Raw genomic sequence first — 14,901 nt, 5'->3', positions numbered from 1 at the left:
TACACCTCCATGATATTTTTATAAATTAAAGATCAACTGCTTGTTTTGCTTCTTTTTCTATATCCTTGAAAAACTGCCCAATAACCACTTTCGCCACGCCGCCAATGATGCGTTGGCCAATCGATGCAAGTAACCCTGTTACCTCTACATCAGCGTTACAAGTCAGTAAAACATCATTATCAACTGCCACCAAATTCATTTCCGCATCAGCTTGGATTTCTCCCGGTTTTCCTTTCGCATGAACAAGCAAACGATAAAATTCAGGTTCTTTCATGTCTACTTGCTTAACATCAGCAGTAAACTCTCCTTTTATAGGGCCGATATTTATACCAAGCACGCTATAAAACACATTTTCTTCAACTTCATCAAATACTTTACAACCAGGTAAAGACTTTTGTAATGCGTCTTTATCTTGAATTGTTTTCCACAGATTTTCTATTGTCATATCTTTGAATGTGTAGGTATGAACCATTTCCACAGTAAATCACCCTTTCAATTTCCGTATAATCCAATCTTTTATTCATACTATTTATAACTATCGTTGATTTTATAAACTTCCTATAAACTGATTAAAATATTTTTTGAAAATTTAATTGCGTTAATCTCATTTTTTTATTTCAACTTATAAAAAGTTAGAACAATATTAAATCATATTTTTTATAGGTACTATCTCTATATTATTTTTTTTACATGCAGCAACAATTTCTTTAACTAATTGTGGTGCACCAGGTGTATCACCGTGAATACAAATCGTTTCTGCTTCGATAGAGACTTCTTTTCCATCGTGAGTGATTACTTTTTTATCTTTAACCATCCTAACAACACGTTCAGCCATCTTACTATAATCTGTAATTGCAGTACCTCTTCGCGTCAATACAATAGATCCATCCTCTGTATGCTCCCGGTCAGAATAGGCTTCTTTTGCGACTGGAATGCCCATCTTAATCGCTTCTTCCATAAATATGGAGTTGTTTAAGGAAAAGACAATCATCTCCGATTGAACAACATCAATAGCTTCTAGGATTGCACGTGCTACTTGCCTATCTTCCATTGCTTTCATGAACAATGCACCATGTGGTTTACAATGTTGAATTTTAACGTTGTAAGCGTTTGCAAATTCACGTAGTGCACCCATTTGATACATGACATAGTCCTTTACTTCAGAAGGCGTACATGCCAAATCACGACGACCAAAGCCTAGCAAGTCTGGGAAACCAGGATGTACACCGATTCCCACTTCATACTCCTTAGCTAATTCAATCGTTTTTCTCATGACATGTGGGTCTCCCGCATGAAACCCACACGCTATATTTGCAGAAGTAATATATTTCATCATTTCCTCATCGTTACCTTGTTCATAAATACCGAATCTTTCACCCATATCGCAGTTCAGATCAACTTTATACATTTGAAAACCTCACTTCAGATTAGATATATGGCTAATTTCAGTTAATAAATTGGTTGTATAGTTCCCACTAACAAATTGATCTGCCTTCATGATTCTCTCTAGTAATGGTAAATTTGTTTTTATCCCTACTACTTCCATTTGCTCAAGTGTTCGCTTCATTTTATCTATCGCGAGCTGACGATTATCATCATAAACAATTATTTTGCCAATCATTGGGTCATAATAAGGTGATACAACACTACCTTCTTCAATTCCGAATTCATATCGTGCTTCTTTTTCTGGAAGCGACAAGCGCTCTATTGTTCCAGGAGAAGGAAAATAGGTGTCCGGATCTTCCGCATAAAGTCTACACTCTATTGAATGACCACTTTTCTTTATTTCTTCTTGCTGAACTGGTAATGGTTGTCCTGCTGCAATTCGTAGTTGCCATTCGACTAAATCTATTCCAGTAATCTCTTCGGTTACTGGGTGTTCTACTTGTAATCTAGTATTCATTTCAAGGAAATAGAAATTCTTATCACCATCAAAAATGAATTCCATTGTACCTAAATTCGTATAGCCTATTTTATTCACGCCAAGGAGTGCGGTTGAAACTAACTTTTCTCTAAGCGCTTCATCTAAATATGGTGACGGACTTTCTTCTACAACTTTTTGATGTCTTCGTTGAGCAGAGCACTCGCGTTCAAATAAGTGAACTGCATTACCATGCGTATCCGCTGCGATTTGGACTTCAATATGACGCGGTTCTGAAATCCACTTTTCCACAAATACAGCTCCATCTCCAAAGAACGATATTGCTTGTTGTTTTGTAGGATTAAACGCAGCCGCCAATTCATCACTGCTTTGAACTAACTTCATGCCAATTCCACCACCACCAGCACTTGCTTTTAGCATAAGTGGATAACCAAGACTTTCAGCTACCTCTAATGCTTCCTCCACTGTTTCCAAACCTTTTTCCGATCCAGGTACAACAGGAATTCCTGCAGCATGCATCTGTAAACGGGACTCCAGTTTACTGCCCATTATCTTCATCACTTTAGCTGTTGGTCCGATAAATACAATGCCTTCTTTTTCGCATTGCTCAACGAATAATGGATTTTCCGATAAAAAACCATAACCCGGATGAATTGCATCTGCTTTTGTTTCTTTTGCTGCTTGAATTACTTTTTCTATGTCCAAATAACTTTTCTTTGCTTGGCTCTCTCCAATACAAACTGCTTCTGTTGCTTCTTTAACAAAGGGAGCATCTGCATCTGCATCTGAATAGATAGCAACTGTTTGAATACCAAGACTGTTACAAGTACGAATAATTCTTCGGGCAATTTCTCCCCGGTTTGCAATTAAAACTTTATCAAAGAGTTCCATTGGTTTATTCACTCCAATCAGGCATTTTGCTCGATAAGTAATGCAAGTTCTGCTCCTGCATCTACCATTGCTTCGTGCTCAGTCAAAAACCTTTCAATTATTCCAGCTTTTTCTACTTTTATTTCATAAAATGTCTTCATTACTTCAATTAGTCCGATAACATCGCCAGCTTCAACTTTGCCGCCTTCTTCTACATAAATAGCTTCTTCTGGTGATGGCTTACGATAAAACACCCCTGGAATTGCTGCTAGTACTTTTATGGATTCACTCATTTATTATTCCTCCCAATTCTTAATTAAGCTGTTCTTTAATTTCTTTTAGTTGGTTTTTTAATTCACTTCTTGCAGCAAGCGCCTCTTCTATTCCAACTGAAATAAATCTTACTGTTTCATTTGTTTTTATTTGCCCCATTTTATTTAAATCCGTACTAATTATCGTTCCAATTGTTGCATAGCCACCACCGGTTACTGCATCATTTAATAAAGCAATTGGCTCTATGCCGTCTGGTACTTGAATCGAACCGATTGGATAACCTAAGTCAACAACGTTCGATGGATTACTTCCTGCACCGAATGGTTGTTCACGCTCTACGAAATTTAATCGTTCACCGCTAAATCGATAACCTACACGATTCGCTTCAGTTGTGACACGCCAATCAAGTGAAAAGAAACGTTCAATACTCTCTTCCGTGAAACGGTAACTACATAAACCAAGTATCACACGAATTTCATGATGTTTTGAAAATGTAGGAATGAATTTCTCATTGATTCGTGCCCCTACTCTGGGAGTATTTTTACTGTCAGTACCAATTTTTAGTTTATCAGTTTCTTGAAGCTGCCTTCCTTCTAACCCACCAATTCCACACAGCGTATATGTAGAACGTGAGTCCATTATTTGAGGAACATCTATACCACCATTTACTGCAAGGTACACTCTAGCCCCTTGTGTAACAAAATCAAATGATAGTTGATCACCAGCTTTTATAGCTATCGCTTCCCACATAGGTACCAATTCGCCGTTTACTTTAGGTGGAATTACTCCTCCAGTAAGCGCAATCACTGTATCTTCTTGAAATTCAAGAGTAGGTCCTAAATACGTAATTTCTAATGTGGAGGCATTTTCATTATTGCCAACAAGTAGATTGCTAACTGTGTAAGAGTATTTATCCATTGCTCCTGATGGCGGCATCCCTACTTCATAATGACCAATTCGGCCATTATCTTGAACAGTCGTTTGTAGACCAGGATTAATAACATGTATCATGTGCATATAACCTCCTTAATACGTCTTCAGAAAAGCCTTTCGGATCTTCAAGTACTGTTTTCGGTGTAAATGTAACGTCTTTTGTTAAATAGCGGAAAGTACCCTCTTCTACTTGTTTGCGGATTTCTTCGTATTCATCAATTGTTATACTCCGATACCTAAATATATCTCCTTGTCTAGGAAATGTGATAGAGTCTTTAAAATCGTAAGAGCGTTGATCTTTTTCAAAGATTGGCGTTGCGGATATACCGAATAATTGATACCCACCAGCACCTTGCACTGGATAAATTACAGCAAATGCGCCCCCAAATCCAAAAGCTCTCTCTGGCGTAAATGTACGTGGACGCACATACTTAGGTACTTCTATTTGCTCTTCTCTTGGGACCATCTGATAACACCAAGGTAATCCCGGAACAAAACCAATCATTGAAACAAGATAAGGAGCATCCGTAATTGCTTTAATAAGTTCTTCTTTCGAATCGAAACCGTTTATACGAGCCGAATACTCTAAATCTGTTGACTCAGGATCTTGATGGCGATCCCTAAAGCGCATTAGCGCCTCATTTGTCCAAGGATCATCAAATAAAATTGGAACATCAACAATACGTGCAGAAATTTCAAAATCATGAACAGTAACGGTCTGCTCTAACTCTTTTAGCTTGGCAATCAATTCGTCAGGATGAATTTCATCTGGTTCAAAGCGAATCATATATGAGGCGTTTGAAGGACAAATATCTATAATACCCGGATGATTCTCTTCTCTTAATTTCGCGGTGATAGCCATTGCTTGAAAGTTAACTTCTAGACTCATTTCTTCTGATAGTTCAACAAAGATAAATTCATCTCCACCATATTCATAACGGGCCATTTCTACTCCACCTTTCGCTCAATAAATATCTCTCATTACATAAAATTTTCTTCAGTATACTTATTTCCATAATTAATTGTAAAATTATTATTATTATTTTTTAAGTTTTCAGACTTTTGTGGCCTAATTGTACTATTAAAATTTAGACTAGTCAAAAGAATAATAGAATGGGAAGTTTGTTAGTTACTTTAACGCATCATATCTATACGTCAATGCACTTTCAATTTGAATTGAGTTGGCTTTATTTACACCATTTTAAATGTATGAAACCAGTTAGAAAATCAGTCCTACTGGGTCAAATTAAACTATATTTCCCCTATTAATTACTCAGGCGTTATCACAACATAAATGAATATTGCTATATCATTAAAGAATTACTCTCGAAATTAAGAGTTTTGCTTCAATTTTTCACTAATATAGTTTGAACTTCTGCTGAATAAAGTTAAAGGTTACCGATTGACAAATATTTTGTTTCCAAATAAGGCTCGATTCCCTCTGTTCCACCTTCGCGTCCAAGTCCACTTTCTTTCATACCACCAAAAGGTGCATGTGCCGCTGATGGAGCTCCATCATTCCAACCAATAATTCCGAAATCTAAATGATCATGTAAATAAGTTCCGGTTTTGTAGTCATTCGTAAAGAAGTAAGCTGCTAAGCCATATGGTGTATTATTTGCAATTTCCACCGCTTCTTCCAGCGTCTTAAAACTAACAATAGGAGCAACCGGGCCAAATGTTTCCTCTTGCATAATATCCATACTTCCATCAACATTTTTTAATACAGTTGGATAAACAAAGAAATAACCTTTCTCGGCATCCGATTCGTACTGATTTCCTACAAGTACTTCTGCACCTTTTGAAACTGCATCGTTTATTTGAGAGATGATCTTATCAAAACCCTTTTCATTTATAATTGGTCCGACATCGGTCGTTTCATTTAATCCATTGCCTACTTTTAATTGTTTCGTTGCCTCCGCAAATTTCTCAGCAAATTTATCAACGACATTTTCATGAACAAGAATACGATTCGCACATACGCATGTCTGACCAGCATTTCTAAACTTTGAAATAATTGTTTGAGCAACTGCAAAATCAAGATCCGCATCTTCAGCAACGATAAGTGGCGCATGCCCGCCTAATTCCATCGTCACATGTTTGATTGTATCGGCGCTGCCTTTAATTAATGATTTCCCAACTGGTGTGGAGCCCGTAAACGTAATTTTTCGGACATATGGGCTATCTGTGAACAGTTGACCGACGACAGAGCCTTTTCCATTTACACATTGAATTGCATCTTTCGGAATGCCTGCTTCGTGAGCAAGTTCAACAAGTCTAATTGTCGTTAATGGTGTTTCTTCCGCTGGCTTCACAATAAACGAACACCCTGCCGCTAAAGCAGGTGCTGCTTTTCTTGTCATCATCGCCGCCGGGAAATTCCACGGTGTAATCGCAGCAACTAAACCTATTGGCTGCTTGCTTACAACAATGCGTTTGCCTTCCGACGCAGCTGGGATAGTTCTTCCGTAAATACGTATGGCTTCCTCAGCGTACCAATCGATATAACTCGTTGCATAGTTCACTTCACCAAGCGATTCCGACAACGGTTTCCCATTTTCCAACGTCATTACTTTTGCAATTTCCTCTTTTTTTTCCTGTATGAGTAGCGCCCACTTTTTTAACAACTTTGAACGGTCATGTGCATTTACTTTCGCCCATTTTTTAAATCCCTTTTGTCCATTTTCTAATGCTAGGTTAATTTCCTCTTTCGTATGTCTTGTTACTTCTTGGATTACTTCACCTGTAGCTGGATTTTTCACCATAAAGATTTCTGACATATCTGACACTCCCTTTACTAGTTGTTTATTTATGTCTTTTTAATTAAATGCGTCTTCTAAAATAGAAAAGCCTTTTGCTAACTCCTCATCTGTGATAACTAATGGCGGTAAAAACCGAATTACGTTTCCTTTTAAACCAGCAGAGAGCAACAATAATCCATTGGCATTGGCATATTGAGCAATTTCTACTGTTTTGTCTTTGTTCGGAAGTTTGCTCGTGCGATCTTCTACTATTTCAACAGCTACCATTGAACCCATACGACGAATTTCACCGATGTAACTGTGCTTTTCAGCTAATTCATTTAATTTATCTTCTATCTTTTGTCCGAGTACTTCTGACTTGGCTAATAAATCTTCTTCTTCAATAATATCAATCACAGCTATTGCCGCTGCACATGCAACTGGACTACCAGCATAGGTACCACCTAATTCTCCTGGAGCTGCTGCATTTAAAATTTCAGTTCGACCAATTACCCCACTTAAAGGTAAACCTGCCGCGAGAGATTTAGATACTGTTATAACATCTGGGACCACGTCAAATTGTTCCATAGCAAACATTGATCCTGTACGGCCAAAGCCGGTTTGGATTTCATCTGCCACAAAAACAATTCCATGCCCCTTACAAAACTCGCTTACAGCCTGAACAAACTTCTTCGGAGGTATGACAAAACCACCTTCTCCTTGAACTGGCTCCATAACGACACAAGCTACAGTTTCAGGTGCAACAGTTGAAATGAAGAAGTCTTTAAATTCTTCAATTACACGATCTACATATGCTTCTTCTGACATTTCATTTGGTCTTTGATAGAGATAAGGAAATGGTGCTTGATAGATTTCTGGTGTAAATGGACCAAATCCAAATTTATAAGGTTTAACCTTACTCGTCATTCCCATCGTCAAGTTCGTTCTTCCGTGGAATCCGCGAACAAATGAAACCACTGCTTGTCTTCCAGTATATTTACGTGAGACTTTGATGGCGTTTTCAACAGCTTCAGCACCTGAGTTGAAAAGGATCGCTTGCTTATCGAAGGTGCCAGGTGTAATTTCGCATAGTTTTTCTGCTAGTTCAATATAGCCTTCATACATCATGACGTTAAAGCCAGGATGTAAAAACTTATTGACTTGATTATTAACTGCTGCAGTCACTCTCGGATGGCTATGGCCCACATTCAACGTGCCAATTGCAGCTGCAAAGTCAATCCATTCGTTTTGATCAATGTCTGTAATTGTAGCTCCCGTTGCTGAATGCGCAATATTTAAATTTCCGTTACTTACACCTCGCGGAACAAACCTTTTTCTTTTATTACCCAATTCTTCAGTTGTTAGATTAGATTTCAACATGACTTTCTCTCCCTTACTGCAATTTTGTCCTAATTATCCCAATCATCTGATACAATAAAAAGCACCAGATTTCATTTTTTTTAGGTACCAGATTAGGAGGATAACTGTGACTTTCTCTAAAATTGATACGAATAAAGAAAAGCAAAGGTATATTTACCAGCAAATATATAAAGATATCAAGAAAAAAATACTAGCGGAAGAGCTTCCCTCTCATGAGAAATTACCGTCTAAAAGAAACTTAGCCAATCAATTGGATGTCAGTGTAAACTCAGTTACCAATGCTTATGAGCAATTACTCGCAGAAGGCTATATCTATTCATTAGAAAGAAGGGGCTATTACGTTGAGCATATTACGCAGTTCATCGTAAAAGGTAATATTATGAAAACAAAATTACCTAGCGAATTACAGGAAGTAGTCATCGATAAAAGAGACTGGTTATCACTCTCACATATGACATCAGATGTCTCCTTATTCCCTTTTAAACAATGGATAAAATATCAAGAGAAAGCTATTCAAAATCACGAGATGGAGTTATCAGAAATTACGCATCCTCAAGGTCCTTATTTGGTAAGACAAACAATTTCTCGAATGATTGCATTATCTCGTGGCGTAGTTTGCGAGCCCGAGCAAATTGTAATTGGAGCAGGTACACAGTCTTTAATTCGCAACTTAATGAGTATGCAGCAAACAAGGACAGGTGTTGCCATTGAAAATCCAGGCTACTCACGCTTTTATACTTTGTTAAAAAAAATGGATCTAAACGTGCTACCAATCCCATTGGATGACGAAGGTATCGACATTAATCAAATTAAGTCCACTAATGCCAAATTTATATTCGTTACACCTTCCCACCAGTTTCCGACGGGCCAAATCATGCCGATTTCTAGAAGAATCGAACTACTCAATTGGTCAGTTGAATCAGATGATCGATATGTTATAGAAGATGATTATGATAGCGAATTCAAATATAAAACGGATAACATTCCATCACTGCAAAGTTTAGACCGTAATCAACGTGTTATTTATACGGGGACTTTTTCAAAATCAATGCTACCTGGTTTCCGAATCAGCTATATAGTCTTACCACCTAAAATACTGAAAGACTATCGTCATCACTATTCCGATCTCATCCAGGATAGTAACTCATTAGGTTTGTACACATTACATTATTTCATTGAGAGTGGTGACTATACCAAACATGTGAGAAGAATGAATCACCACTACGAGATGAAAAGGAAACTCTTAATCAAACATTTACTGCTTCGATTCAACGATACTTTATATATTGAGGATATACCTGCGGGACTCCATTTTGTTGCACATTTCAAAACTTTAAGAAGTTATAAAGAGATTGAAGCGAGAGCTATAGATGAGAAACTAGAAATTTATACAATGATGCGATTTTTGTTAAAGGAAATTGAACTCTTTGAAAGTAAAATTAAACTAGTAATCGGTTTTGCAAATATTAATGAAGAAAATATACCTGAAGCTGTTGAGCGATTGTATAAGATTATTAACTAATAAACAGAAAACCCATTTGTTGTTTTTATTAATGAGCTTTCTCTCATAAATAAAGCACTTACCATTTTTCGTTGTACGGATAAAATTCAATGCAAAATACCCGTTTAATCTGAAAAATGGAATGAAAATATTTATAGAACGCAGTTAAAATAACTTTGTATGTTCAGATAAGAATTACTACAATATTAGGGTTTATTTCAAAGGGACATAAAAGTATGTGCTAATGCAAATCATTGATAGAAAGAATGAGAAGGTTATACTTTCAATGTACTTTGAGTTTCATAAAATGTAAAATTGTTTCCTGTGCTGTTGCAGTAAACAAAACATCATTATAATGATTGTTGATTCATACAAAACCTTGCTAATAATGTAGGTATATTTGATTAACTTAGTGCCTAATTTTACAAATGATAGCTTGCCTATTCATTAATTGTTTGCTATTGTAAGTCCAGGGTAATATAAGAATATTCATATTAATCTACTGTCCATAAAGTGAAGTCTTCACAGGACAGATTAATAGATATTTATGAAACCGATTACAATCAATAGAGAGAAATTTAGTTTTAATAACTTAGAAAGGGGATGAGATCATGAGTACTCAGAAGAAAAAGAATTCCGGAGCAATTGTGCCTGATTATGAAAAGATTGTAGAAACACCTGAATTCAAATCATTAGTGAAAAAGAAAGCTAGGTTTTCAAGACCATTTGTCATTTTATTCTTCGTAGTGTTCTTTACACTACCAATTCTAACAAGCTATACTTCTATTCTTGAAAACGATGCAATCGGTCATATGACTTGGACTTGGGTATATTCATTTAGCATATTCATAATGGTTTGGGTTTTAACCTCCATATATATGAATAAAGCAAAAGAGTTTGATACCGACGTCGACGCAATTATTAAAAAACACGTTATAAAATAAAGGAGGGGTATACACGTGGATTTTATATCAATAGCAATATTTCTTTCAGTTATTATACTAACACTTGCTATTACATACTGGGCTGCTAAACAGACCACAACTGCGAGTGATTTTTATACAGCTGGTGGATCACTAACCGGTTGGCAAAACGGAATGGCCATTGCAGGAGACTACTTGTCAGCTGCTTCATTCCTTGGTATTGCAGGCGCCATCTCTCTTAATGGGTTTGATGGTTTCTATTACAGTGTTGGTTGGTTAACAGCTTATCTAGTTGTATTATTCCTAATTGCTGAGCCACTTCGTAATCTTGGTAAATTTACAATGGCTGATATGATTGGTTCACGTTTTGGTGCTAAAAAGGTTCGTGGAGCTGCAGCACTAAATACAATTACGATTGTTTTATTTTACATGCTTGCTCAGCTCGTAGGTGCAGGTGCACTTATTAAATTACTATTGGGAATTGACTACTGGCTCTCGGTCCTTATCGTTGGAGTCATGATGACAATCTACGTTCTATTCGGTGGTATGACTGCTACAAGTTGGGTACAAATTATTAAAGCTATCTTACTTATGATAGGAACTATCATCATTTCGTTCCTTGTTTTATTGAAATTCAACTTCAATTTTATCGGCATGTTCGAAGTCATGAGAACAGCTACCCCACACGGCGATGCATTCTTACACTCCGGCGTGGTCTATAAAGATCCAATTGGTCTGATATCCGTCCTAATTGCGCTCGTTTTAGGTACGGCAGGATTACCACATATTCTTATGCGCTTCTTTACAGTAAAAGATGCAAAAACGGCTCGTTCTTCTGTAATTTATGCGGTTTGGATTATTGGTATATTCTATGTTCTAACAATTTTCCTAGGATTCGGCGCAGCGAAATTTGTTGGTGCTGATGCAATTATTGCAGAAAATGCTGCTGGAAATATGGCTGCACCAATGCTTGCAGGTGTGCTAGGTGGTCCTGCATTAGAATCGTTCGTTGCCGCAGTTGCATTTGCTACAATTCTTGCAGTTGTTGCTGGTCTCGTTCTTTCAGGTGCTTCTGCAATCGCACACGATATTTACGGAGAAATTATTAAAAAAGGTAAAGCTACAGAGAAACAACAAGTACGCGCTGCAAGAATTGCTTCACTAAGTGTTGCTGCAGTTTCAATCATTTTAGCTCTTGGGGCAGAAAAATTGAATGTTGCGTTCCTAGTTTCACTTGCATTCTGTATTGCTGCATCCGCAAACGTACCAACAATTCTTTTAACAATTTATTGGAAGAAATTTAATACGACAGGTGCAGTAGCTTCAATGTTAACAGGTTTAATAACAGCACTTGTACTCGTTGCAATGAGCCCAAGTGTCGTAAACCCAGTAGAAGGTGCAGCATTCTTCGTCGGAAATCCAATTTTCCCTTATGCGAACCCAGCTATTGTTTCAGTTCCCGCTGGATTCCTAGCCGCTGTTGTCGGTACAATGTTGGGTGCTAAGAAAATTGAGGCCGAAGAAATATCTTACGCTGAAGTTAAATTTAAAGCAGAAACCGGTTACCGAGAATTAGAAAATTAATTTCAAATAATATTTAACAAGTAAACTGTATCCCCCTCTTCTTACTTTTAAAGTAGACGAGGGGGATATTTTTAAATAGGGAGGCTTACGACAATTAATATGATAAGCGAGAAAGAACTTTATCAAATTGTACACGAACAGCCATTGTTTAAAAATATATCAGTAGAAGAGTTTTCAAAAATGATGATAGAATGTAAACTTTGTCATTACAAAAGATCTGAAATAATTGATTACTTCAGAAGCCCCGACGAGGGTTTGCTACTTATTCTAAAGGGAATGGCCGAAGTCTTTATTAAGTCTGAAGACAAATCACCAGTAGTTCTAGAAATTCTACAAGAGGGTGAAATTGTAGGTTTCTCAAACTTCGCGAACTATTTAGGAGAGTCAATTAGACCGCTTGACCGTCATAAGATAGCGATGAATATTATAGCTGATTCACATTGTTTACAAATTCCTTACTCAGTTATACAAAAAAGATTAAAAGTTAGAGATGTTCGCGATTTTGTTATGAGAAAAATGTCTTCGAGATTAGCAAACGTCTACTCATCACTAGGAGAACAGGTTAAATTAGCAAATGAATGGGGAGAAAGCGAGCAGTATGTAAGACGCGTTAAAGACTTAATGAATACGCCAGCAATCACTGTAAATCAGGATGCTCTAATTCAGTATATTGCACAAATAATGGTAGAAAAGTCTATAAGTTCTGTCATGGTTGTTGATTACAAAAAACGACTTCTAGGTATAGTAACGGAAAAAGACTTAGTTCAACGAGTTGTAGCTAATGGACTGAGCGGCCCTATAAGAGCAGAAGATATCATGACTAGAAAGCTGCATACCGTATCACAACATGATTATTATTATGAAGTGCTGTCTACATTCTATAAATACGGCGTGAAGCATTTACCAGTTATTGAGGAAGAGCGTTTAATCGGAGTAGTGACGTTTTCAAATTTGATTTATAAGAGGGACCGAGGATCAATGGGCATTCTGAAGACTATTGAAGAGGCTTCCTTTGAAAATCTACCCGTTGTAAAAAATGCAATTTATGATGTATTATCAAGTTTAGTAAGCGATGAGATTTCCACTATTCATACTCTAGAAATTATTACAAAGCTTTACGACAGACTAGCACGACAATGCATAGATCTTGCGATAAAATCACTTGTAGTACAAGGTAAAGGTTCGCCACCAGTTCCATTTTCCTGGTATCAAATGGGCAGTGGCGCAAGAGGTGAACAGTTTATGTTAACTGATCAAGATCATTTTCTTGTCTATGCAGACATAAAAAGTGGCGATAAACACATTGTAGACAAATATTTTGCCTTACTTGGTAATGAAATTGTTCTTTATCTAGAACAAGCGGGTTATTCTCGATGTAAGGGATTAATGATGTCGAGCGAAAGTAACTGGCGTGGTTCTGTAACCGAATGGCAACAACGACTTCGCACTTGGGCGATAGAATCTACGAATGACCATATTTTATTAGGCTATAATTTTTTGTCTTTCCGCTTTCTGTTTGGAGATTCTTATTTAAATGAACAATTTATCGACATGGTTCAAAGGCAATTAATGTACTCACAAACATTTCTCTATTATATGGCTCAACAAGAACAGGATAACCCTATTCCTCAATTGGAACAGCAGTCCTTCCTAGCTCTATTTAAAGGGAAAGAAAAACGTCAGACAATTGACATTAAAATGCATGCTTTATTCCCACTACATCATTGTTTACAAATACTTGGCGTCCATAACAATATTATTAATGCTACGCCTTTACAATTATTGGATGGTTTAGTAAGTAAAAAGGAGATTTCAGCTGAATTTGCAGAGGATCTTCGACATGCTTATGAAGTAGCACTTAGCACAAGAATACAAATGTCTTGGAAAAAACATCTTCGTGGGGAAGAAATTACAACTGAAATTAAATTTGCACATATTCGAAAATGGGAACAAGATAAAATTAAATCAATGTTAAACACCACACGCTCGTTGCAATCACATCTACTTACAAAACTTTAGATGTAAATTGACATCAATTTAAAAGTATGGGGGAAAGAGTATGTTCTGGAGGAAAAAGCGGTTAAATTACGCATTGAATCAGCCAATACAACTTGATACTAAATTACGGAATATGTCCTTCACAATCTTCGATACAGAAACAACGGGCTTTGCAATTGGAGCAGATGACCGTCTCATTGAAATAGGGGCAGTACATGTCGAACAACTGGAAGTAACAGACAGAACATTTCAGACTTTCGTCAATCCCTCACGTGAAATACCAAAAAACATTATTAAACTGACATCAATTGAACAACATCATGTAGATACAGCACCATCTCCCCTTGAAGCAATAGAAAGTTACTTTCAATATATAGAAGATAACAAAAGCGCAGGTTGGATTGGGCATCATATTAGCTTTGATGAGATGGTTATAAAAAAAGAGCTTAGTCGGGAAAAGTATTCCTTTGAGCAGCCTTCCTCTTTCGATACGTTTGATTTGATAAATCATTTAAATCCACATGGAGATCAACTCGATCTAGAAGCTTATGCTAAAGAATATGGTACTAAAACATTTGAACGCCACCGTGCACTAGGAGACGCACTAACAACTGCCCATTTATTTGTAGAAATATTAAATAGACTTGAATTAAAAAACATAACAACCTTAGCTGATTTAATTAGAGTTAGAAACGGTCGATTACATCAACACGCTTCGCATTTTTAAATAATATTATTATAAATCAAAAAAATAAAATGACCAAACAATTTATTTGAAGGGTCATTTTATCCAGTATTTACTTCAAAACTAGTAAC

At 36.7% G+C, this 14,901-nt stretch carries 13 protein-coding genes; 5 read left to right on the top strand and 8 right to left on the bottom strand.

The window, feature by feature from the left end:
* Positions 1-25: 25 nt before the first annotated feature.
* From AC3RV6_RS00610 to gabT, 8 genes are all read right to left on the bottom strand, one after another.
* A complete protein-coding gene (locus AC3RV6_RS00610; RefSeq protein ID WP_489749142.1) occupies positions 26-472 on the bottom strand; it encodes an SRPBCC family protein in 447 nt (148 codons plus the stop codon).
* Between the two features lie 171 nt (positions 473-643).
* Positions 644-1,408 (bottom strand): LamB/YcsF family protein, encoded by a 765-nt coding sequence (locus AC3RV6_RS00605; protein ID WP_489747554.1) that lies wholly within the window; start codon positions 1,406-1,408, stop codon positions 644-646.
* A gap of 9 nt (positions 1,409-1,417) precedes the next feature.
* Complete coding sequence (locus AC3RV6_RS00600) at positions 1,418-2,773, bottom strand: acetyl-CoA carboxylase biotin carboxylase subunit (protein WP_489747553.1); 1,356 nt, start codon at positions 2,771-2,773, stop codon at positions 1,418-1,420.
* Positions 2,774-2,790: 17 nt separating this feature from the next.
* Positions 2,791-3,045 carry an acetyl-CoA carboxylase gene (locus tag AC3RV6_RS00595; RefSeq protein WP_489747552.1) on the bottom strand — a complete coding sequence of 85 codons (255 nt, stop codon included), beginning with the start codon at positions 3,043-3,045 and terminating at the stop codon, positions 2,791-2,793.
* A 19-nt stretch (positions 3,046-3,064) separates the two neighbouring features.
* Positions 3,065-4,036, bottom strand: coding sequence for a 5-oxoprolinase subunit C family protein (locus tag AC3RV6_RS00590; protein ID WP_489747551.1), 972 nt, complete (start codon positions 4,034-4,036; stop codon positions 3,065-3,067).
* Positions 4,020-4,904 carry a 5-oxoprolinase subunit B family protein gene (locus AC3RV6_RS00585; protein ID WP_489747550.1) on the bottom strand — a complete coding sequence of 295 codons (885 nt, stop codon included), beginning with the start codon at positions 4,902-4,904 and terminating at the stop codon, positions 4,020-4,022. The genes AC3RV6_RS00590 and AC3RV6_RS00585 overlap by 17 nt, the downstream gene beginning before the upstream one ends.
* Positions 4,905-5,346: 442 nt before the next feature.
* Positions 5,347-6,738, bottom strand: a complete 1,392-nt coding sequence (locus tag AC3RV6_RS00580; protein ID WP_489747549.1) for an NAD-dependent succinate-semialdehyde dehydrogenase — start codon at positions 6,736-6,738, stop codon at positions 5,347-5,349.
* 39 nt (positions 6,739-6,777) lie between these two features.
* Positions 6,778-8,079, bottom strand: a complete 1,302-nt coding sequence (gene gabT, locus AC3RV6_RS00575) for a 4-aminobutyrate--2-oxoglutarate transaminase (RefSeq protein ID WP_489747548.1) — start codon at positions 8,077-8,079, stop codon at positions 6,778-6,780.
* A gap of 106 nt (positions 8,080-8,185) precedes the next feature.
* Between gabT and gabR the strand changes: the two genes are divergently transcribed.
* The 5 genes from gabR to AC3RV6_RS00550 all read left to right on the top strand — a co-directional run bounded on the left by gabR (position 8,186) and on the right by AC3RV6_RS00550 (position 14,812).
* On the top strand, positions 8,186-9,601 hold the full coding sequence (gene gabR / locus AC3RV6_RS00570; protein ID WP_489747547.1) for a MocR-like transcriptional regulator GabR: 1,416 nt from the start codon (positions 8,186-8,188) through the stop codon (positions 9,599-9,601).
* A gap of 590 nt (positions 9,602-10,191) precedes the next feature.
* Complete coding sequence (locus AC3RV6_RS00565) at positions 10,192-10,524, top strand: DUF485 domain-containing protein (protein WP_489747546.1); 333 nt, start codon at positions 10,192-10,194, stop codon at positions 10,522-10,524.
* 15 nt (positions 10,525-10,539) lie between these two features.
* Positions 10,540-12,087, top strand: coding sequence for a solute symporter family protein (locus AC3RV6_RS00560; protein ID WP_489747545.1), 1,548 nt, complete (start codon positions 10,540-10,542; stop codon positions 12,085-12,087).
* Positions 12,088-12,267: 180 nt separating this feature from the next.
* The gene (locus AC3RV6_RS00555) at positions 12,268-14,106 is read left to right on the top strand and encodes a DUF294 nucleotidyltransferase-like domain-containing protein (RefSeq protein WP_489747544.1); all 1,839 of its coding nucleotides are present in this window, start codon (positions 12,268-12,270) and stop codon (positions 14,104-14,106) included.
* Between the two features lie 40 nt (positions 14,107-14,146).
* Positions 14,147-14,812 carry a 3'-5' exonuclease gene (locus tag AC3RV6_RS00550; protein ID WP_489747543.1) on the top strand — a complete coding sequence of 222 codons (666 nt, stop codon included), beginning with the start codon at positions 14,147-14,149 and terminating at the stop codon, positions 14,810-14,812.
* Positions 14,813-14,901: the final 89 nt, after the last annotated feature.

This window comes from Sporosarcina sp. So3-204 (genome assembly GCF_058068165.1).
Note: the sequence above shows the minus strand (reverse complement) of the source record. Positions and strands in the feature narration are given on the sequence as shown.